Annotated in this window: 14 protein-coding genes; 4 read left to right on the top strand and 10 right to left on the bottom strand. The window is 44.1% G+C overall.

Features of this window, described 5'->3' with window-relative positions; translation table 11 throughout:
• Genes AC6R00_RS15015 through AC6R00_RS14995 form a run of 5 tightly spaced genes read right to left on the bottom strand, consistent with a single transcriptional unit; the run spans position 1 to position 5,612 of the window.
• Positions 1-1,047 carry an efflux RND transporter periplasmic adaptor subunit gene (locus tag AC6R00_RS15015; protein WP_500640961.1) on the bottom strand — a complete coding sequence of 349 codons (1,047 nt, stop codon included), beginning with the start codon at positions 1,045-1,047 and terminating at the stop codon, positions 1-3.
• Positions 1,040-4,381, bottom strand: a complete 3,342-nt coding sequence (locus tag AC6R00_RS15010; RefSeq protein WP_500640960.1) for an efflux RND transporter permease subunit — start codon at positions 4,379-4,381, stop codon at positions 1,040-1,042. Before AC6R00_RS15010 ends, AC6R00_RS15015 begins: the two co-directional genes overlap by 8 nt.
• Positions 4,382-4,398: 17 nt before the next feature.
• Positions 4,399-4,857, bottom strand: coding sequence for a DUF6691 family protein (locus AC6R00_RS15005; RefSeq protein ID WP_500640959.1), 459 nt, complete (start codon positions 4,855-4,857; stop codon positions 4,399-4,401).
• A gap of 7 nt (positions 4,858-4,864) precedes the next feature.
• On the bottom strand, positions 4,865-5,281 hold the full coding sequence (locus AC6R00_RS15000; protein WP_500640958.1) for a YeeE/YedE family protein: 417 nt from the start codon (positions 5,279-5,281) through the stop codon (positions 4,865-4,867).
• Between the two features lie 19 nt (positions 5,282-5,300).
• Positions 5,301-5,612, bottom strand: coding sequence for a metalloregulator ArsR/SmtB family transcription factor (locus tag AC6R00_RS14995; protein ID WP_500640957.1), 312 nt, complete (start codon positions 5,610-5,612; stop codon positions 5,301-5,303).
• Between the two features lie 164 nt (positions 5,613-5,776).
• Between AC6R00_RS14995 and AC6R00_RS14990 the strand changes: the two genes are divergently transcribed.
• The 4 genes from AC6R00_RS14990 to AC6R00_RS14975 all read left to right on the top strand — a co-directional run bounded on the left by AC6R00_RS14990 (position 5,777) and on the right by AC6R00_RS14975 (position 9,959).
• On the top strand, positions 5,777-5,962 hold the full coding sequence (locus AC6R00_RS14990; RefSeq protein WP_004743759.1) for a YgaP family membrane protein: 186 nt from the start codon (positions 5,777-5,779) through the stop codon (positions 5,960-5,962).
• 11 nt (positions 5,963-5,973) lie between these two features.
• The gene (locus AC6R00_RS14985) at positions 5,974-7,677 is read left to right on the top strand and encodes an FAD-dependent oxidoreductase (protein ID WP_500640956.1); all 1,704 of its coding nucleotides are present in this window, start codon (positions 5,974-5,976) and stop codon (positions 7,675-7,677) included.
• Between the two features lie 187 nt (positions 7,678-7,864).
• Positions 7,865-8,047 carry a hypothetical protein gene (locus AC6R00_RS14980; RefSeq protein ID WP_069669565.1) on the top strand — a complete coding sequence of 61 codons (183 nt, stop codon included), beginning with the start codon at positions 7,865-7,867 and terminating at the stop codon, positions 8,045-8,047.
• A gap of 142 nt (positions 8,048-8,189) precedes the next feature.
• Positions 8,190-9,959 (top strand): choice-of-anchor I family protein, encoded by a 1,770-nt coding sequence (locus AC6R00_RS14975; protein ID WP_500640955.1) that lies wholly within the window; start codon positions 8,190-8,192, stop codon positions 9,957-9,959.
• Between the two features lie 76 nt (positions 9,960-10,035).
• On the opposite strand, the gene AC6R00_RS14970 is transcribed toward AC6R00_RS14975, so the two are convergent.
• The 5 genes from AC6R00_RS14970 to AC6R00_RS14950 form a co-directional block, all read right to left on the bottom strand.
• On the bottom strand, positions 10,036-10,515 hold the full coding sequence (locus AC6R00_RS14970) for an aminoacyl-tRNA deacylase (RefSeq protein ID WP_500640954.1): 480 nt from the start codon (positions 10,513-10,515) through the stop codon (positions 10,036-10,038).
• Between the two features lie 251 nt (positions 10,516-10,766).
• Entirely contained in the window at positions 10,767-11,075 is a 309-nt protein-coding gene (locus tag AC6R00_RS14965; protein ID WP_171803035.1) for a DUF8220 family protein, read from the bottom strand.
• Positions 11,072-11,221, bottom strand: a complete 150-nt coding sequence (locus AC6R00_RS14960; RefSeq protein ID WP_500640953.1) for a polymorphic toxin type 37 domain-containing protein — start codon at positions 11,219-11,221, stop codon at positions 11,072-11,074. Before AC6R00_RS14960 ends, AC6R00_RS14965 begins: the two co-directional genes overlap by 4 nt.
• Positions 11,222-11,502: 281 nt before the next feature.
• Complete coding sequence (locus AC6R00_RS14955; protein ID WP_500640952.1) at positions 11,503-15,111, bottom strand: RHS repeat domain-containing protein; 3,609 nt, start codon at positions 15,109-15,111, stop codon at positions 11,503-11,505.
• A 92-nt stretch (positions 15,112-15,203) separates the two neighbouring features.
• Positions 15,204-21,479, bottom strand: coding sequence for a LamG-like jellyroll fold domain-containing protein (locus AC6R00_RS14950; RefSeq protein ID WP_500640951.1), 6,276 nt, complete (start codon positions 21,477-21,479; stop codon positions 15,204-15,206).
• Positions 21,480-21,773 lie beyond the last annotated feature (294 nt).

Genomic DNA, 21,773 nt, shown 5'->3' with positions numbered 1-21,773 from the left:
TTAAATATCGCTCGGATTGAGTACCACGATATCCCCCGCCTTAAGGCCTTTGCGTACACGGAAATCTTCACCTAGTTGAACTAACCGTGTATGCACCTCACCACCTTGAACGACTTTGACATAATCCAGTTGCCCTACCTGATAGATGGCCTCTAACGGCACACGTACGACTTGCTGTGTGCCTAGCTCGACTGACACTCGCGCAAAGTTACCCGGGTATACTCTTTTCTCGGTTTCAAACGCTAATTTAATGAGATAGCTACGAGAGCCAGCGTCTGCTGACGGTGTAATTTCACTCACAGTAGAATCTATGATGATGCCATTAGTGGGTAAATCTAATGCCAGTGTTTTACCCAGCTCAATATGAGGTAAGACAGATTCTGCAATATCTGCCTCTACGACAAGAGATTGCGGGTTATACATAGATAATAAGGCGGAGCCCGGTGTCGCAGTATCCCCTTGATGCGCCGTTTTCTGAGTAATGATGCCATCAAAGGGAGCCGTTATAACGCTATAGCCAAAAGTGGTTTCTGCCTCGGCAACAGCGGCTTTAGCTTGCATTAGCGCTGCTTGAGATGTTTGTAGATGATTCTCTGCTTGGTCATATTGTGACTGAGGCACTAGCTTTCTGTTCAGGAGTTCCTTAACGCGTTGATACTCTTTTCTCGCATTGTTTAACGTTGATTGGGCAGAGACAAGCGCTTGCTCTGTCTGTTCTACCTTAGCATCGAGATCCCCGCTCTCTAGCCGTATCAGAATATCGCCCTGCTTTACCTGATCACCAACGCTCACAATAACTTCAGCGACGGTGGCGGTTAACCTTGAGGCAACCGTCGCTTTTTGTTCAGCGACAACACGTCCTGAAAACTCTCTTTTTATCATTTCTTCACTTGCGACAAGCTTAGCAGTATCAAAGCTTGGAGCGCTCATCATACGGACTTGGCGCTCTACCGGCAGTTTTGGCGTAAACACTCCCGCCATATACAAGAACAGAGCAGCTAAACCGCTAAACAGTAATCCACCAAGGAGCCAAGTTTTCTTATTCATTGTCGTCTCTCCTGCTTTCTCGGTGTTTTAATTCTTTGCTATGTATCGGCATACCATGCCCTTCAACTCGCTCATATGCGAGGTTATAAACGACTGGAATCACAATTAAAGTGAAGATGGTTGAGGCTGCGATACCGAATATGATCGCCCACGCTAAGCCGTTAAAGATTGGGTCTAGCGTGATAATGACATTCCCCAACAGCGTTGTTCCTGCAGTGAGCAGTATCGGCCTCATTCTTACTGCACCAGACTGGATTAGTGCCTTGTGTAGTGACTCACCACTGGCAAGAGATTGCTGAATAAACTCAATCAAAACCAGTGAGTTGCGCACTACAATACCCGCGAGAGCAATCATACCAATCATGGCGGTCGCAGTGAACAGCGCAGGGTTTGGATAACCGTTAATCTCTTGACTCATACTGTTAAGCAGCCAAAATCCGGGCATGATGCCAATAACGGTTAAGGGAATTGCCAACATGATGATCCCAGCAACCGCAGGTAAGCTTGTTTGAACCAGCATAACGATAAACACGCCAAATAGTGCTGCGCCATAGGCAATCCCTAAGTCTCGAAACACATCGACGGTAATTTTCCATTCACCTTCGCCGCTCCAGACTACGTCGATATCTTCGTTAACCTGCCAAGGCTTACCGGAGCCATTGTTTAGGTAACTACGTTCACTCCATTCAACCCAGTTTTTTTCAATCGGTCTATTTTGGTCAGCTATGACATCGGCAATGATTTCACCGGGCACTCGACCCGCTGTTTCTGCGTACACATAAACAACAGGTTTTAGGTTCTTATGATAAATCGGCGTATGTACAACGCGTTTTTCAAACCGCCCTATCTCTCCTAACTGTACCAATGGTTGCGGCGCATCAACCAGCGAGCCATTGCTGAGCGTCTTCACTACACCTGCTTGCCCCCTAACATAAAGGCGTAACAGACTATCAAGATCATCCCTTTGGTCCCGCGGTAAGCGAATTTCTACCGCCAGTGGGTTCACCTCTCGATTGGAGCCCAAATGACCAATCACATAACCGTTGTTTGCCGCCGCTATTGTCTCGTTAACTTCTTGTATCGACACACCAGACAAGGCAGCTTTTTCTTGATCGACGATAAATTGCCAAGCTTCTAGATGCTCATCAATGCTAGTCTCAACTTCTGTGACAAAAGGCTCTATAGAAAGGCGCTCAGCAACACGCTGTGCCTCCACCATTAGCTCTTGGTAAGAGGTATGGTCTTCACCATAAACTTCAGCGGTAATTGTTGATATAACTGGCGGCCCCGGGGGAACTTCGACAAGCTGAATTGATGCATCAAAACGATGAGCAATCTGTTCTAAATCACTGCGAAGTCGCGTCACTATTTCATGTGACTGCATAGAGCGTTGGTCTTTTTCTGCCAAAACAATCCGTAGCTCGCCTTGATGCGGTTGGCTACGCATAAAGTAGTGCCTCACCATACCGTTGAAATCCATTGGTGAAGCAATACCCGCAAAGCCAGAGACCGACTCCACTTCAGGTACAGTCACTAAATAGTCAGAAAAAACACGCAGCGTATTAGAGGTATCAACAAAGCTAGAGGATTCAGACATGTTTAACACCAACTGAAATTCGTTTTTGTTGTCGTAGGGTAAAAGCTTCAGTGGTACAAGTCGCATTGCCGGTAAAAGTGCCGCAGCAATAAACAAGCCCGCGACAATCGTCAGAAATAGCCACGCTTTTTTACGGCTTTTAAGCAGTGGTGTCAGCAAACGTGCATAACCCTGATAGAGCGTTGATGACTCGAAATCATACTGACCTGACGAAGCGGCTCCTTTGAGGATCTTCTTAGCAAGCCAAGGTGTGACAAAAAACGCCACTAACGTACTCACTACAACGCTCACAGGTACATTAAAAGCTAATGGTGCCATATAAGGCCCCATCATCCCTGTAATAAAGAACATTGGCGTAAATACAATGACGATAGCAACCGTCGACATAATCAAGGCGCTACGTATTTCTCCCATCGCAAGTACAATAGCCTTCGAGCGAGGTAGATTTTTGCGTTTCAAATATCGTTCGATATTGTCGATGCTAGCTATTGGGTCATCCACAATCAAACCCAAAGCCAGAATCAGCGCAAACAAGGTGACTCGATTGATCGTGTAGCCAAACAATAAATCTAGTCCTAAAGCCGCGCCGTAACTCAATGGAATCGCAATACCGACGACAAGCGCACTGCGCCAGTTTAAAAACAAGCCGACAAACACAACAACCGTCAGTACTGAAATGGCTAAACTTGAGACTAGATTGGAAACCTTGTCATCCGCGGTTTTACCGTAGTCTCGAATGATGTCGACTTTGACCGAGGACGGGAACTGATTTTGTTGCAACTCATAGAGCTTCTCGACCGTTTGACTCGCTACATCTACCGCATTCGCCCCTTTTTGCTTAGCGACTGAAATGAACACCGCCGGATGTTCCACTTTGTGTTTCGCATCAATGTACCAAGTGTCGTTGGAAGGCTCCGCTGCACGCTCAATTACCTTCGCGACATCACGAAAAAACACCGGTTTGTTATTGACGACGGCGACAACCAGATCACCGACCTCCTGAGCACTGGTAAGCAGTCGACCCGACTCTATGAGATAGCGATTGCCGTCAATCTGAGTCGAGCCCGCTTGCTGTTTATTGTGGCTAACGTCAAAAGCAAAGTTTAAATCCCTTAAGGTGATCCCAAAACTTTCCATCGCAACTGAGTCTAACTCGACACTAACGAGCTTAGATTCCCCACCGATCACTTGAACGCCATTTGTTGATGGTATTGATTTGATGCCCAGTGTTGCTTGATCAGCAATGCGCTTGAGATCGTGCCTATCTACCTGTTTAGGGTCGGTGGAATAAAGCGCCGCAACTACGATAGGCACATCATCTATTTCGACGGGCTTTACGAGCCAGCGAGTGACGGTAGGAGGAACATGATCTTGATTGGAGTAAAGTTTGTTATATAGCTTCACAAGCGCATCTTCACGCGGTTCGCCGACAAAGAATCGAACAATAACCTGTGCGGCGCCATCTGATGAAGAAGAATAAACGTACTCAACGCCATCAATTTGGCTGAGCAATTTTTCGAGTGGCTCAGTCACCTGTCTTTCAACTTGTTGTGCACTTAAACCTGGCGCTTCAATCAGCACATCCGCCATTGGTACGACAATTTGAGGATCTTCTTCTTTAGGCGTCAGCCATAGAGACACCGCACCAACTGCTAATAGAAAAACAATGATAATGGGCGGAAAGAAGCTGTTCATTATCGAATGAACGACACCATCCTTGGTCGAACTTCTATTCATTCTGTTCTCCTAACGCACTAATTCGCTTTAATCGGTGAGACGGACTTTTGAGTTGATGAATCTAACGCCTTAATGAATAGCGAACCTAGAAGCATCGAGCTGAAAAATAACAATATATCACTATTACCAAGCGCCAAACTTGTCACCGCAGGTCCAGGGCAAATACCGGCTATCCCCCAACCTAATCCGAATACAGCTGCGCCAATAACCAGTCTGACGTCAAGGTTAGTTTGAGTTGGGATTGAAAGAAGCGAACCATCCATCGCCTTAGAGGTTTTCTTGATATGTAACCAATAAAAAGGCATAAACACCAACAACGCCCCCCCCATAACAAAAGCAAGACTCGCGTCCCATTCACCCATTACATCAAGGAAGCCGACCACTTTCTGTGGTTGGATCATACCTGACATCGTCATTCCTACACCAAACAATAGTCCGCTAAATAACGGAGCTAAACGTAAAATAGTCGATTTCATCTGTCACTTACCCAAGTATATGAAGTCGCACGTAAACCGTGACAGCGGCTACACACATAAAGATAGAAGTGGCGACAATTGAACGTTTCGACAATCGTCCTATGCCACATATCCCGTGTCCACTTGTACAACCATTGGCAAGGCGAGTTCCTGCTCCAACAAGCAGACCTGCTAATACAATCCCCATCATTGGGGTATTGCTTGTATCCGGCGCATCAACCCCAGTCAGCAAAACAGTTATCACTCCACCAGCAATCAAGCCAATAGCGAAGAGCAATCGCCACCAATAATCGCCCTCTTTTGGGCTAATTAAGCCATTGATTACGCCGCTAATCCCAGCGATCTTGCCGTTTATCAGCAGCAGTAATACAGCCGAAATACCAAGCAACATTCCCCCAACTAGGGAATCCCAAGGAATAATCATTTCTTCAATCACCTTAAAACTACGCACCACAAAATACGGAATGTAATGTTTGAATCAGGGTCTCGACTCGTGGATCAGACAATGAGTAGAAAACCTGCTGAGACTCTTTACGCGCTTTGATTAAATTTTGTTTTCTCAACACAGTTAGATGCTGGGAAAAAGCAGACTGACTAAGCGAAGAACTCGACTGTAGCTCCCCAACTCCCACCTCTCCCTGAGTCAATTGACACAACACCATCAATCTTTCCGGATGAGCCATCACTTTGAGTAATTCGGAGGCTTCTACTGCATTGCTCTGCATCTCTTTTAAATCAGAAAATTCAACATTCATACAATCACTCCAAGTACCCAAACTATATTAGATGATACTTACAAACATACTTTAGTCAATACTAATTTAGCTTTTCAATATTTAGATGGATTAACATTAGACAATGCTAATTTATAACTCTATAGTAGATCCCAACAATGCATGAATGAAACGGATGCTTTGTTATGACACTAGAAAATGCTATTCGAGTTCTTGCCGGTGGAATGGTCATTTTATCAGTTGGCCTGACAATGACAGTCAGTTCAAACTTTGTTTGGTTGACGCTTTTCGTCGGAGCAAATTTGATTCAGAGTGCGTTCACAGGATTCTGCCCAGCGGTTGTTGTACTAAAGAAACTTGGGTTTAAGTAACAGAGGTTGATATGACTAAGATTTTAATTGTTGGTGGTGTAGCTGGTGGCGCTTCCGCTGCTGCTCGTGCACGCCGTTTGAGTGAAGATGCCGAAATTATCATGTATGAACGAGGTCCATTCGTTTCGTTCGCAAATTGTGGCCTTCCTTACCATATTGGGGGTGACATCGAAGAGCGAAGCAAATTACTGCTGCAAACTCCCGAAAGCTTCTTAGCTCGCTTTAATGTCGACGTGCGTGTGATGAATGAAGTGGTCTCTATTGAGCGCAGCAGTAAAACAGTTACTGTACGAAATCTAATCGATAACAGCGAGTATACAGAAAGCTACGACTTTTTATTGCTTAGCCCGGGCGCTGGCCCTGTCGTTCCGGCAATTCCGGGGATCGATAACCCACTCACTCATTCGCTGCGTAACATTCCTGATATGGATCGCATCATTCATACCATCCAAATGAACAAGCCTGAACATGCAACCGTGGTTGGCGGAGGCTTTATTGGCCTTGAAATGATGGAAGCTTTCCATCAGCTAGGGATCAAAACCACCTTGATTGAAATGGCCGACCAAGTGATGACGCCTGTCGATCGCGAAATGGCTGGCTTTGCTCATGCTGAAATTAGGAAAAAAGGCATCGACTTGAAACTAGGGGTTGCCCTTGAAGCGGTTGAGTACGTTGCGAACGAACATATCGCCTCACTTGAGTCAGGGGAAGATTCGGCACATCAGCACATCGAAGGCGAGCTAAACCTAACACTGAACAATGGTGAAACCTTAACCACAGATATTTTGATCATGGCAATTGGTGTACGTCCAGAAACCAAGCTAGCTCAAGAAGCAGGACTTCAAATTGGTGAGCTAGGTGGTATCTACACCAATGAGATGATGCAAACCAGCGATCCAAGTATTTACGCGGTTGGTGACGCCGTCGAAGAAAAAGACTTTGTCACTGGTTCACAAACTTTAGTACCGCTTGCAGGCCCAGCCAACCGCCAAGGTCGTATGGCCGCCGACAACATGCTAGGACGCCAAGAAACCTATCAAGGTACACAAGGCACTGCTATCTGTAAGATCTTTGATCTCGCAGTAGCATCTACGGGTAAAAACGAGAAGCAACTTAAACATGAAGGCATTGACTACGAAAAAGTCTACGTTCACACAGCCAGTCATGCGAGCTACTACCCTGGCGCTGAAATTGTCTCATTCAAGATGTTGTTCGACCCTAAAACGGGCAAGATCTTTGGTGCGCAAGCGGTAGGTAAAGATGGCGTTGATAAACGTATTGATGTAATGGCGGTTGCACAGCGTGCAAGTATGACAGTAGAACAGCTTCAACACCTTGAACTCACCTATGCGCCACCTTACGGCAGTGCCAAAGATGTTATTAACCAAGCTGCATTTGTCGCCACAAACATCATCCAAGGTGACTCTACCCCGATACATTTTGATCAAATAGATTCGCTTAGCGATAACCAAGTGTTGCTTGATGTTCGCAATCCCGGTGAACTAGAGAATGTTGGATTTATCGAAGGAGCAATCAACATTCCTGTCGATCAACTACGTCGACGTATGGCTGAGTTACCAAAAGACAAAGAAATTGTCATTTATTGCCAAGTTGGGTTACGTGGTAACGTTGCTTACCGTCAATTGGTGAATAATGGGTACAAAGCGCGAAATCTCATTGGCGGTTACCGCACTTACAAATTTGCTCAAGCCTAGCAATCACTTGCAGACATCTAATTAAATCAAATTTGGGGAGCTTCGCTCCCCTTTTGTTTTTGCTGCAAGCGAGATCACTACTACCTTGGTCTAGTCATGGATTTAAATTGATCCAGATCATTTTACCCTGATTTTAGTAAGGTTATGTTGTTATTGTGTTAACGGAGAATTAACAAGGAAGTATCAAATGGAATTAAAAAAAGACCCTCGCTGCTACACTGACGTTTGCATTAACGGCAAATGGTTTCATCACGACCACTGCACAACAAGTGCTTACATGCTGAAAGGTGGCGCTTCATGTGCGGTTGAATTAGAAAGAATGCCAGAAACCGAGTCTGAACTGATAGAGCTGATCTCTTCACAGTTTTAAGTTCGTAACCCAAACGTTATCGCTGCCCCTTTGTTACAACCCAACTTTAAGCCGATAACTGTTATCAGACTGTCATCAAATCAACATCCTAACTAAATATATCCTTCATAGAATTCTCTAACTTTTTCATGGAGGATATATTTTGTTAACTCGCTCTCTATCAACCACTTCACTCGCTATCAGCGCAATTATTGTCAGCGGTTGTGCAACTCAACAACCCAACGATGTTTCTGTTCAATGCTCACCTACCCAATCTGTCGAAATTTCCGAAAGCTCTTTGTCTGGCTTAACCCTTGTTGGGTCTTATGTGTCTAATAGTCCGTTTGATTCGTCGGCCGCTGAGATCGTCACCTTTGATAGTTGTACCGATCAATTGTTTGTCGTTAATGCTCAGTCTAAACGTGTGGACGTACTTGCACTCAATGGAAACAACCAGCCTTCTCTAAAGACTGAACTTGATTTGAATGTCGCCGCTTCTCACGCCAACATTCGCATTGGCGCTGCGAATAGCGTGGCGGTCTATGAAGGGTTACTTGCAGTTGCGATAGAAAACGCAGTTAAGCAAGAAAATGGTCTTGTGGCTTTGTATCGAGCTGACAGTCTAGAGCTCATTACCACATTTGAAACTGGCGCACTACCCGACATGGTTGCTTTTTCAAAAGACGGCCAATACATCGCGACCGCTAATGAAGGTGAGCCAAACTCCGATTATACGATTGACCCAGAAGGCAGTATCACGCTTATAGATCTAAGCCAAGGGCTTGGAAAAGCTAAATCGTTCCAGATAGGCTTTAGTGACTTTAATCAAGGCCAACCTCGTCATCATGAACTTGATAATGACGTCAGAATATCTGCCCCTAACGCTAGCGTCGCGCAAGATCTTGAAGCAGAGTATCTAAGCTTTTCTGATGATGGTTATCTATACGTGGCTCTACAAGAAAACAACGCACTTGCCAAAATAGATCTCAGCACCAAACAAATAGAGCGAATCAAAGGTCTAGGTGAAAAACATTGGGCAGACAATAAGCTCGATGCGTCTAACAAAGATAAAATCATAGGAAATTTTCAGTCCTATCCAATGCTTACCGGGTTGTATATGCCTGACTCGATAGACAGCTATCAGGTTGATGGTAAAACTTACGTGATCAGCGCTAACGAAGGAGATGGGCGGGAATACGGTTTTAAAACGACTCAGAAAGCTTGTGAGAACCAGGGTTACAATTGGGACGGAGATGACTATTCCGGCAGTGACAAATATGGCTCTGAGGTGGACTTTTGTATCGCCTATTCTGATGAAATCAGAGGTGCCAAGTTAAAAGTGCCGTCATCCCATCCATTGTCATCTGCGCTGAAAGACAAAAAACAGCTCGGCAGATTAAAAGTGATTAAACCAGAGGGTCAGCTGAGTGATGATTCGCACATACAGTCTTTTGGTACGCGCTCTTTTTCTATCTGGGATGAAAATGGTCAGCTTGTGTTTGACAGCGGCGATCAGTTTGCCGATATCGTCTATGCTACTCAGCCTGAGCACTTAAATAGTAGTAACGACAGCAATAGCAGTGCCGATAGCCGAAGTGATGATAAAGGTGTCGAGCCTGAAGCCATTGAAGTAGCAGAGATCAATGGACGCCAAATTGCGTTTATCGGTTTGGAACGCCAAGGCGGAATCATGGTTTATGACGTGACCAACCCACATTCGCCGATGTTTCTTCATTACAAGAACAACCGTGATTTTTCAAAACCTGTCTGTACTGAGGTCGATGACGGCGATTGTGTCAATGGAAACTACAACCCGGAGGCTGGTGATTTAGGGCCAGAATCAATTCATTACTTCACTCGTAATGGTCAGCATTTAATCGCTGTGGGCAATGAGGTTAGTGGCACGACGACCGTTTATCGACTTGAATTTTAATTAGGGCCATAGTCACCAACAGATAAAGAATCAAAGCCATCGAGGTTATCGATGGCTTTGAATTTTTGTGGCTGTCTCAGTGAAACAGTTCACTACTAAACCTCATCATTCTACTTTCACCCATTAATCTTTGGAAAGACTCTTGGTCAAGCTTGATTAAGGTTTCGTGGTCTCCAGCCTCAAGGTAGACATAGTTTTGCCGCGTTAACACTTCATCGAACGTCATCGACATATGATATGCGCTCCCAACTGGTGGCACCGCACCGTTCTCGCAGTCTTCAAACATCTCGTACAGTTGCTTCTCTTTGACAAGATGAAAACTCGCGTTCAACTCCTCATTAAGCCTTGAAAGGCTAATCTTATTTTTGGCAGGCAATACAGCCATCATATGATGACCGTCATGATCCTCTAACACGATCCCCTTAGCTAAAGAAACCAAGGGAATTCCGGCCGCCACACCACTTTGCAGTGAGCTTTGGCTATGGCTATGTCGAACAGTGCCAAACGGGATGTTATGTTCACTCAAATAGCGATCCAATCGGTTTGCAATACTCATCTTTGCCTCCGTAAAGCAATACCCTATTTGAGTATAGACTTCCTAACATGCGCTCTCCATGTGGCTTTTTTGTTCGAAAGATGAATCGCCTAATTATTCTGAAACAAGGTGTTTACCATTTGACAAAAGTTATCAAACCATTGTGGCTTGAAAGTAGCATCGAATATTAACTTTCACGAAAAGGCTCTACCCTATAGCATAAAGAAAGACCTGAACCCAGGTTCAAAGTATTACCAAAGACAATGTATGGTTTATTCCTGTCGTAATTTAGAACCATCGGGATTACATGCTTCTTCGTCGATCAAAGTTGGGTAATAATCTTTTTTATCTTCCAATCCATAAAATATAGTGCCATGAATCCCCTGAGCATCGCACTTCCGGACTCTTCGACTCCACAAATTCTTTAGAGTTTGTTTAACAACTAAATTGTCCGAATCAATATCTTCTATAAATGCAATGTTCGTGTTGGCAGGAAACAACACTGAAAACTCCTCGTCTGTTGCCGAAAAAATATCATATGTTGCATTAATTGCATCATCTATAATCTGTATGTTCTTCATTTTCTTACTTTTCCTCCTGGGTATACATTACGATGTCGGCCCCGTCTTTGACGTGGTTTCTTAGGAGTCTGCACATCCCAATGGTCTCCACCATGGTCAGCTTTTCCCCCTGTAGGAACCCAAACGTCCCCTCTATGATCTATCAAATACCAAAGATATGAGCTAACCCAAATGCTCCAAACAGTACTAATAAAGAACCTATTAATACCCGGCGAACTAATTTCTGAACATATCGACCCTTTCGCGTTAGCTTATTTTGGTGGAAAAATATGATAAAGAAATCCTCTAAGTACCGCGAATTATTCTTATTCTCACTTTTGAAGTAACAAATTATAAAAATTCCAACGGTAATCGTAAGACCAAATATCCCCATTGAGGTAATCATAAGGATAGATAAAATATTATGTAGTAGTACCAAAACAATCCCTTAATATATAAATGAAAATGTAAAGCTTACATGCGCTCCAGCACTCATACCTACATTCATAGTGTTCGGCGAGAACTTGGGGCCTGGGTTGAATAAGTCTGTTGGGTTTCCTTTTCGTCCCGTATTAAAGTCCGTACTAGAAGTTGCACCGATTCCATATGGACCAATATTAGCCCCCCAATCAGCTTCCGTTCCAACTGATAGATCTAGTCCAGTAACACAGTCTTGTTTGTGTTCATCTCCATTATCGTTTGGATCTAGATTCCAGCCCGCTCCCGCTCCGACGCCTACATGAACTTTGCCATAAGACTTACCATTATTAGGATTACGCCCAACACATACTCCCCCTCCCACTCCGACGTAAACTTCATAACAAACAGACAAACGCCCATCTGGATCAACATACCCTAACGGGTCACCATCCACATACGCATAGAGGTTAATCCCGCCTTGCTCTTGTAGTGGATCGCGGTTAAGCCAACGTCCTAAATTGGGCATGTAAAAGCGATAACCGAAGTAAACTATACCACTGGTAAAATCGCTGCGTTTGGTCGACATGCCAAACGGCTGTAGAGCGAAATCATCGCCACTTACTCGACCGTAAGGCGAATAACCTCGCTGACTGAGTCTTTCTCCGGCCTGCTCAAACACACCATAGACATGACCAAGATGGTTAGTCATGTAATAAGTATTTTGCTGGCTCTGCTGACGCATTAATAAGCCAGCAACACCGCCTTTTCTATCTGGTCGCCACACATTGCTTGCTAAAATGTTGTTTTCGCTGTCACGCTCTTGAAGCTCAATAAGACCTAAGCGAACAAAACGTTTCTCTGCAGTTTTAATATTGTTTTCAAAGCGCTGATACACTCTTAGAAAATGATCGTGACCATATTCAAAGCGCTCCTCTACCTGAGCGCCATTTTTCTCGAAACGAATCTCGGTCAGTCTGTTTTCAGCGTCATAGTCTGCGAAAAATGGAGTCTCACCTGATAATAAGCCTTGACTTAAATTCCCGTCTGCATCGTAAATAAAAGCCTTGCTATCACCATCCCACGAGGAAATCTGGTTAAGCGAATTGTACGTGGCTTGTACTTGTGGTCTCTCTAGAGGAAGTAACTCACTAGACTCTAATTGGGTTAGTTTACCTGCAACGTCAAAACCGAAAACAAAGTTACCGACAGTCTTCTCACCTTTTCGATACTCCAATTTGGAGATATCACCAATGTCGTCAAAACTTAATACCTGTTCCATACCGTTGGGGTACGTCAAACGACTGGCTACATTTTGCGGTGTATCGTCGTAAGTGAGTTCAAACACTTGCTCTAACGCTGATACACTGGTCAAACGCCCAAATGTATCGTACTGATACTTGCCAAAGTTAAGACCGTTTAACGTGACTGCTGAAAAACGGTTGAGCTTATCAAACTCTAGCTCTATGGTATCGTCCTGCCACGGGCCATCGATACGCTTAAGTCGACCATCGGGATAATAGTGATAACCCGTCGTACCTTGAGCATCAGACACTGAGCTCAATCGGCCCAATGTGTCGTATTGGTAGGAAACCTCAGGCGTCGCATCACTGTAACTGACGCGAATCAGTTGTTTTTTGTCGTTGTAATGAAACGACTTGGTGATGCCACGGGCGTTAGTTGTACTGCGAACATAACCTTGCTGATAGTCGTGTGTGATTTCACTACCATCGGCATAACGCTTGGTTGTCAGCTGGCCAACCGAGTTGTATTCAAATTCGGTTTTGTTTTGATTGGCGTCGATTAACGCTTCAATACGCCCAGAAGCATCACGCTCTATTCGTGTCACACCTTGCATAGGATCAACGATAGCAACCAGTTGCTTGGCTGAATTATATTGATATTGGTAAGCTCGACCTCCCGGAAGAGTTTCGCTCTCTAAAAGGCGAGGACAACTCCCATAAACAATCTCTGTATCACGAGAGCCCTCTTCGCTGACATGAGTGAGTTGGTTAATTCGGTCATAACGGTACTGTGTGGCTTTACCATGTATATCAGTAACTTGGGTTACACGCCCTAGCTCATCATATTGATATGAAGCCAACGCTTTACCCTGACTAACAATCGATTCGAGTCGCCCAGATGAGTAACTAAAGTCGACAACATTACCGTCAGCATCCGTTACTTGGGATAACTGCCCTTGGTCGTTGTATTTGTAGCGAGTTTTAGCTCCGTTTAAATTAGTAGCACTAATCAGTAAGTTATTTTGGCTGTATTCAAAACCCTTTTCGCCTGTCGGCGTGACAGCTTTAATTAAGTTTTGGCGGTCATCATAGACATAGATCGTGCTGTTATTAAGCGTATCAGTAAACTCCACGACCTTACCAAACGAGTTGTTGCGATACTTTACTGAATTTCCATCTGAGTAAATAGTTTGGGATAAATTTCGATTATTGTCGTATTCGAAACGAGTCCAAGTACCGTCAGGCTTAGTGATCTGCTGAACGCGTGAATATCCTTCGGAGTATCGTTGATAGTCGTATACAGTTTTGGGAACGTCAGGCTGACTATTGTTGACATTGACATCTACGTAATCAACGTAGTGCTGTGGCGAAACGTACCACGCTTTACCTGTTTGCGAGTTGTAAAAAAACTCTTCTTTGAAGCCTAAGGGGTTCACGACCGTCATTCGACTGCTCATCCCCATTGGGTCGCCAAACGCAGGATACTCGTCAATTCGACTAGAGTCTGGTTCCCCGAGTTCAACGATGAACTTTGTTGTTCCTTTGGCATCCGTTAACGATGAGATTATCCCCATATCATCGTAAGTAATCTGCGCTGAGTACCCTTGCATGTCCTCTAGCGAGATTAGCTCACCTTTCTGGTTGTAATCGAAATGAGCTTTATAGCCTGTTGGACCTGTCACTGAGACAACTTGCTTGGCCTGGTTATAACTAAGAGTAAGGGTTTGCTCTAGTGCGTTAGTCACACTCATTAGCTGGTTGTCTTGGTAGGCAAACTTAAGCCCGTTACCACTTTGATCGACCACAGAACTTAATCGGTAGTCGCCATTATTAACCTGAGTAAACGTTTTGTAGCTACCATCAACATATGTTGCTTTGATCACGTCTTCTTCAACACTCAGACGAGGCAATAGTGTCGCTTCTCCTGAGAGCAGCGACTGCGAGTTCAAGATATAGTTGGTTCCGACTTGTTGGTATTCATCGACACGTCCAGTACCTGACACCAATACCAAAGAGCTTGAATCTTTTGGTTTAGAAACGTAATCAGCGTAATTGTGTGTCCAGCGTGAACCCACTGAGCTTTGTTTGTCTTCTTTTCCTAGTGCGTTATAGGTAAGGGTAAACTCAATACTTGGCCCGTATGCTGAATCTATCCATATTGGCGTATCTTGAACGACTAGGTTAAGGTTGTTGAAATCAAAATGCCAAATCGGCGCGCCTCTTGAGGTATAACAATCCTCTTCGTTGTTACTAGTCCCACCACGATGAGAGTGACTTTTCTGATAAGCACTGTCAGATACCCCTAACGGTCCTGTAGGTGGTTCCATTGCTGGCGCGCATGATTGAAGTAGCGCAAGAACGACAATGGCAAGCGCGACAAAAATAGCCAAAAGCATCAATATTTCCTTAATTGGATTGGTTACTTGTTGTTTTTAAAAGGGAACAGTTCCAGTTTGAGTTCTTATATTTAGACGTTGTGTGCCCTCTACTACTCACTTTCATTGCTCTCTTGAGAGCACGGAGAAGTCGCATTCTTTAGCTCTTCCGCATCAGAGCGTCCATCCCCATCAGTATCTGAATTATGAAGATCTGTGCAGATGTGATTTTCAACAAAATCCGGAATGGAATCACCGTCAGAGTCTTGAAGTTGGAGGCTTTCGATATGAGTCTCCCCTAAGAGCAGTAGATCATACTCATCCCTAGCTATATTCTTGACCCAATTACCTTTTATAGAACTAAAATCGTACATCGCATGCAAATCTTCAGCGCCCTTATCAGGTGTTAAGGCCATATAAGTCTTTATCTCATTATCGGAGAGCGCTTTATCCCAAATCTGCACGTTGTCTATAAAACCATCAAAGTAATCAGAGCCCTGCCCTTGTTTATTCAATGCACCTAACCACAATGCATGGTTAAAAGGTCCAATAATGCTTGACCATGCACGAGGATTTTTAGTTATAAGTACCCCGTTAACAAATAACTTTATCTGCTCATCACTTATTACCAACGCGAGATGGTTCCAGTCATCGACAGAATATTCTGGTTCATTAAAAGAATACCCACTTGTTCTATCTTCACCCCAAGCAAACTTTCTCTGCGCATAATGGACACCGGCATAATAATGTTGCTCGCTGTTTTCACTTACACCTGACAACTGAGATTCTAAACTGTCTGATTTAAACCAATACATAAAGGTCGAGCTGCTGCTTTGAGGGAAGAAAGGGGTGATCGCATAACCTTGACTAAGCGATAACGCCCCAGAGTCCACCGATGTCTCAAGCAAATGTTTCGTTTGTGTTTTTCGGTAATCGTCCCAATTAGAAATCCCGTTGCCATTGCTGTCGAAGTTGGCATCTGCAATTAAGCCGTCACTGCCATGAGAACGTTCAAAATCGTCAGTTAGGCCATCATTATCACTGTCAGGATCACAAGGGTTGGTAATAAGAATAAATGGTTTACCCACTGACAGTTCATCACCATCACTGATCCCGTCACCATCGCTATCAGCGGATAAACCATCAGTACAAAATGCCAACTCTAATCGGTCAACCAACCCATCACCATCACTGTCTTCGTCGCTCGGTTCCGCTACTAAGTGGGCACCATGAGTTAATGTGAGATCGTATTCACCTGTAGCCAGATTCATGACCCAATCGCCTTTTGACTGAGTAAAGTCGTACCATGCTGCTAGGCCTTCATCACTAGGCGCCGGCGCGGTAAACATATACTGATAGATTTCCGAAGGACTGATTGCGCGATTCCAAATACCAACATTGTCGACCAAGCCCTCCATATACTCCTTTGCTATACCATTATCGTTTACAGCACCAATATAGGTCGCCCAAGCATTAGACAACTCTGCTCTATGTGGATATTTTTCATCAACCTTTAGGCCATTGACATAGAGCTGGGTCTTACCACTGTTTGAAAGAATTAGAGTTAGATGAACCCAACCATTCTCAGATAGATTTCGAGGCTCAAACCTCTGACTATGCTTGTCGCCGAACGTCACATCACCATGTGAAAAACCTAGCTTGTGCGTGTCCATGTTTCCCAGCCACTGCTGGCCCTTTGCCTGATACTGCCCCCAGAACATTAACGTCATATCGTGGGAGTCAAAAAAGTGATTACTAATCGCGTAGCCACTATTATCACTAAGTTGTAAAGCGCGTTTTGCATTCATCTGAGACGCTTGAGGCAGCTCTTTGACTTGTGAGTTTGCATAAGCTTGCCAATTGTTTCGCTCATCTGCCGAATTAGCCATACGCCCAGAGTCCGCGATTAAGGGATTAGTCTGGTGCTCAAGTTCAAAACTATCAGGAATATTGTCGAGGTCGGTATCTACCAAGCAAGGGTCAGTAATCGTTGAGTAGTTTGAGTTTACGCCATACTCTTGCCCATCTAACAAGCCATCTCCATCGGTGTCAGATCGTGTAGCATCTAAGCAACTGGCTATTTCTAACTTGTCATCCAGACCATCCTTATCTAAATCAACAACTGGACGCTCTGCTGAAATTTTCGCGCCGTGAACAAGTTTCAAATCATAAAGGTTTGTCACCTCATTCTTAACCCAACCATTTTTAGTGTGGTCAAAGCGATACAGCCATTCCAAGGTACTGTCTGACTCAGGATTCGGCGGCGTGATCATAAAGCGGCGGACTTCTTCACGAGTGAGTTCACGTTTCCACTTTATGACGTTATCCAGTTTGCCATTCATATGACGCCCAGCCAGCCCTTCTAAATTGGCCGCGCCTAAGTACAAAGGGTAACCAATCGTTTCTAGAGTGCTCTTACGTAGCAGTGCTTGCTGCCCATTGACATAAAGCGTTGTGAACTCACTGCCAATAGTCAATGCGATATGGTTCCACTGCTCATTAACTAATTCATGGTCATAAGCTATCTCGCTATAGCTATCGGTTCTATACAGCGCACCATACATACTATGGCCCAACGCAAATGACGAGCTATTGCTCACATCTGTCACCCCAGAGAGCGATTGATCGTAAACAAAAAGTTTTTCATTGGGTTTATACCAAAACATAATTGTGACTGGGTCTGATGTCGGGTAGTAACCTGTAATGGCGTACCCTTCTGAACCTTCGACGTCTAAAACTCCAGGTTCGTTTTGCTCACTGACCGATTGAAACTCATCACTTTGGTTAAGTTCTTCTATATAGCGTTCCCAATGTGTCTGCTGACCTTGTGCATCAACAATATGACCATCGGCTAATGCTGGATTCATGCTATTGATAACTTCAAACGCATCGTCGATGCCATCATTATCGGTATCTGAGGTGCATGGATCTGTCGTCACTTTTTGACCGTTGATAATCACACCAACATTGATTTCTTGCCCGTCATTCAGGCCATCGCCATCGCTGTCGCTTTTCTCAGGGTCTGTACAATAGGTGGTTTCAAACTCGTCACTCAATCCGTCTCTATCGCTATCGCTAGATTGCTCCGATTCAATAATATGCGCACCTTTAACCAACTTAAGATCATAGGTATCAGTCGCTGTATTTTTTACCCAGCTACCTAGGTACTGCGAAAAGTCATACCAAGCAACTAAGCTTTTGTCGCTTTTCTCGGGATGCTTGCGCATATAGTTGATTATGTCCTGCTGAGAAAGTGGCTTGCTCCAAAGTTGAATATCATCTATCTGACCACTTTGGTGAAACGAGTCTTCGCCAAGATAATTGACCGCACCAAACCACATAGCGTAGGTCGAAGCTGCATCGCTACCTAAATAGTCGTTAATGCTAACCACTTGTTCTAGCTGGCCATTAACATAAAGTTTTTTGGTGTTATCAGAGATAACCAACGATATATGCGTCCAGATATCATTTTTTACTGTAGCGCTAGTTTCTAATTTCTGACCCCAAGAGCGAGCAAAGGGCTTGTTGAGTTTGTCGATACCTAAATAGTGTCCTCTATAGGTATCTTTCTTTACGCCACTGTACTGCGCCAAATCTGACTTATCAGGTTTAATCCAATACATTAAGGTCGCTTGCTGTTGGTACTTGTCAAACGAGATACCCGAAACCGCATAACCTAGGTTACCCGACACGTTAAGCTCACCACTACCGCTTTCAACCTTTTCGCCTTGGGCCAGTAGCTGTTCTTTACGACGAGTCGCATAGAACTGCCAGTTAGTGATGTTTCTCTGTGGCGACACTTGGTTAACATCGTGGAGAGTGGGGTCAAGCCCATTTTCTTGTTCAAACTTATCGTCAATACCATCATTGTCGGTATCGATCGAACAGGGGTTGGTCGATTTTAACCCGTTAGCTGACACGAGCTCTTGTCTATCAGGTAGGCCATCGTTATCTGTATCTGGCTGATTGGGATCAAGACATAGGCCTGATTCAAATGCATCTGAAAGGCCATCGCTATCGCTGTCTTGCTTTGGTTCGGCAAGTTTCAAGCGGCTGGCATCGGTTAACTTGAGGTCAAACTTGTCATTGGCTTTGTTGTAAACCCAAGCACCACGAGACTTAGAAAAGTCATAATAAGCGACTAATCCTTGCTCTTTACCCTGTGGGGGCTCGGTCATATAACGGCGTACTTGGTGTTGGGCTAATGAGCGTTTCCAAAACTGAACATCATCGATTACACCATTCATAAAATGCTTTGGCGTACTCGATACATTCTGAGCACCAACCCATAAAGCAAGGGTCTCTTCTCGAGAGAACCAAGACGGCACTCTACCGCTGTAGGCCAACTCGCCATTCAAATACACTTGAGCATGGTAAGTACCGGAATTCCAAATCAAAGCAAAATGCTGCCAGCTATTTGTGACAATTGGCTCACTGTTGTAAACAGAAATAACGCTAGAGGACTTATTATATGTACCTTTGATTGCCCTATCTCTACCTATTCCCAATGCGAGTTTATGCCAACCTGAGCCCGAAAAGCCAGAATATTGCTCCGACAATATTTTAGGTTTGAACCAATACATTAACGTGAAATCTTCACGGTTATTCGTAAGCCCGGTAATGGCATAGGCCCGGCTGTCCGTTAAATCAAAATGCCTGTCTTGAACAATGACATCAAGATTGCCGTCGACACTTTCAGAATGCGATACATAACCTTGCCAATACGTTTCTCCTGTATAAGAGTCAAGTTTTACAACATCATTTACAGCTGGGTTCATTCCCAACTGATATTCGTAGTCATCTGGAATACCATCATTGTCACTATCCACTTGACAGGCATTGGATATAACGTCGATTCTGGAACCAATACCAAATTCTTCACCGTCGGAAACCCCATCGCCGTCACTATCGGGACTATCACTATTAGTACACAGAGTCTGTTCAAATGTATCGGCGAGTCCATCGCTGTCTGTATCAAGATAATCTTCTTCTGGTGATAGTATCGCACCTGCCGTGAGTTTTAAGTCAAACTTGTTCGTTACTTTATTTTGAACCCATTCGCCGCGGCTGTAATTAAAATCGTAGTAAGCAATCAAATTGGGACTGGTTGTACTGGTGAGAGTAAACATACTCTTTACAACATCTTGATGCGACAGTGCTATATTCCAAACACTGAGGTTATCAACTATTCCTTCGATACTTTCCGGTTTCCAAGCTCGTTTATGGTGCCGAGTACCGAACCAAAGCGCATACTGGCTCGCTTGCTTGAAGGTTATCCCTTCTAGGGTATCTTTCAACTGACCGTTGATGTATAGCTCAGCTTTACGATTGGCGTAAGTCATTGCAAAGTGGGTCCATTGCTCGGCTGCGATAATTTCTCCTTTGAGCATCCTCGATTTGTTGCCAACCCCGAAGCTGATCTGGTTACTCTCATTAATTCCTAGATAAAATCGGCGATCACTATCGTCATGACTACCCATGGTTTGTTTAGTGTCGCTATGAGAGTACTTAATCCAATAAGTTAAACTCAACGCTTCTTCATTGGGCACAATACCTGAAATGGCGTAGCCATCACTTTGGCGTACATCGAGCACTCGTGGTTTAGAAATCACCTCGACTTGCTGCTGTTGATGTTTTTGCGCAATCCAATCTACATATCCCAGCCAAGCGTCACCACGGAAGCTGTCTACCACCATGGGATCGGTTCCCACTTTTACTTCGTAGGCATCTTCGATTCCGTCGAAATCACCATCTTGAAGACAAGGGAAAGAGGTCGTTACGATTGATTCGCCAAAGCGTATTTCTTGGTTGTCAGCAAGACCATCGCCATCGCTATCGGAGTGTTGAGAAGAGGTGCAGAGGCTCTCTTCAATATGATCGGGGAGCAGATCACTATCACTATCTAATGCAGAGAACGTACTATTATTACTGGCACTGCTTATGCCATGACCATTGTTCGCAATGACTTTCCAGTATCTGGGCTGGCTATCTACAATATGATTCAACTCGACCATTATCTGAGTGTCTTTGATACCCGTTTTAAACTGCTTGAGATTCGATTGGTCTTTTCCAAACCAAAAGTCATAAGAGGCAGCACCGGTGACGGCTTCCCATGAGAACAAGACAGGCTGACTGAAATTGAATACCGCCCCATCGACGGGTGCATTTAGAACGGGGCTACTTAATCGCGAACCATCGTAACCATGTAAGATACTTAAACGATTTCCCAGAGCATCTAGGTTGTGATAGTTACTCTCACCAGTCCCCTTTTCACTCACCAACTGTCCGCGCAAGTTGTATCGATACTCAATTTGGTTTGCACTGGTATTAAAACAGAAGGTTGCCGAAAAAATAAGGCAAAGTCTCAGGAAGACACTTAATTCACGCACAAGGTTTGACCAATAGGGGAAATGACGAGGATTGATGGTATTAAATCTATCGACAATAATGAAATAAACTAGCTTTATGTGGCTATAAGCCTTTCTTATACCCCTAAAATCAAAGCGTATAATTTACAGTACGAATGCAACTTCAAACTTTTAAATATTTGTGTTTCAAAATTTAGACAAAATAACTAAGTAAAGTCTAATTCACTAATTTAATGCACACTAATATTCACCCCCTAGATATATGGTCTGAATCTGTTCTGTAAATATGTAACTTACATATTTACCAGTTATTTA

The organism is Vibrio sp. R10-SF1-ISO8, assembly GCF_059833805.1.
Note: the sequence above shows the minus strand (reverse complement) of the source record. Positions and strands in the feature narration are given on the sequence as shown.

Bases quoted from the DNA above. Each gene is read 5' to 3' on its own strand.
- AC6R00_RS15000 (WP_500640958.1), bottom strand. From the start codon at position 5,281: ATGATTATTCCTTGGGATTCCCTAGTTGGGGGAATGTTGCTTGGTATT.
- AC6R00_RS14990 (WP_004743759.1), top strand. From the start codon at position 5,777: ATGACACTAGAAAATGCTATTCGAGTTCTTGCCGGTGGAATGGTCATT.
- AC6R00_RS15015 (WP_500640961.1), bottom strand. From the start codon at position 1,047: ATGAATAAGAAAACTTGGCTCCTTGGTGGATTACTGTTTAGCGGTTTA.
- AC6R00_RS14995 (WP_500640957.1), bottom strand. From the start codon at position 5,612: ATGAATGTTGAATTTTCTGATTTAAAAGAGATGCAGAGCAATGCAGTA.
- AC6R00_RS15010 (WP_500640960.1), bottom strand. From the start codon at position 4,381: ATGAATAGAAGTTCGACCAAGGATGGTGTCGTTCATTCGATAATGAAC.
- AC6R00_RS14985 (WP_500640956.1), top strand. From the start codon at position 5,974: ATGACTAAGATTTTAATTGTTGGTGGTGTAGCTGGTGGCGCTTCCGCT.
- AC6R00_RS14965 (WP_171803035.1), bottom strand. From the start codon at position 11,075: ATGAAGAACATACAGATTATAGATGATGCAATTAATGCAACATATGAT.
- AC6R00_RS14970 (WP_500640954.1), bottom strand. From the start codon at position 10,515: ATGAGTATTGCAAACCGATTGGATCGCTATTTGAGTGAACATAACATC.
- AC6R00_RS15005 (WP_500640959.1), bottom strand. From the start codon at position 4,857: ATGAAATCGACTATTTTACGTTTAGCTCCGTTATTTAGCGGACTATTG.
- AC6R00_RS14955 (WP_500640952.1), bottom strand. From the start codon at position 15,111: ATGCTTTTGGCTATTTTTGTCGCGCTTGCCATTGTCGTTCTTGCGCTA.
- AC6R00_RS14980 (WP_069669565.1), top strand. From the start codon at position 7,865: ATGGAATTAAAAAAAGACCCTCGCTGCTACACTGACGTTTGCATTAAC.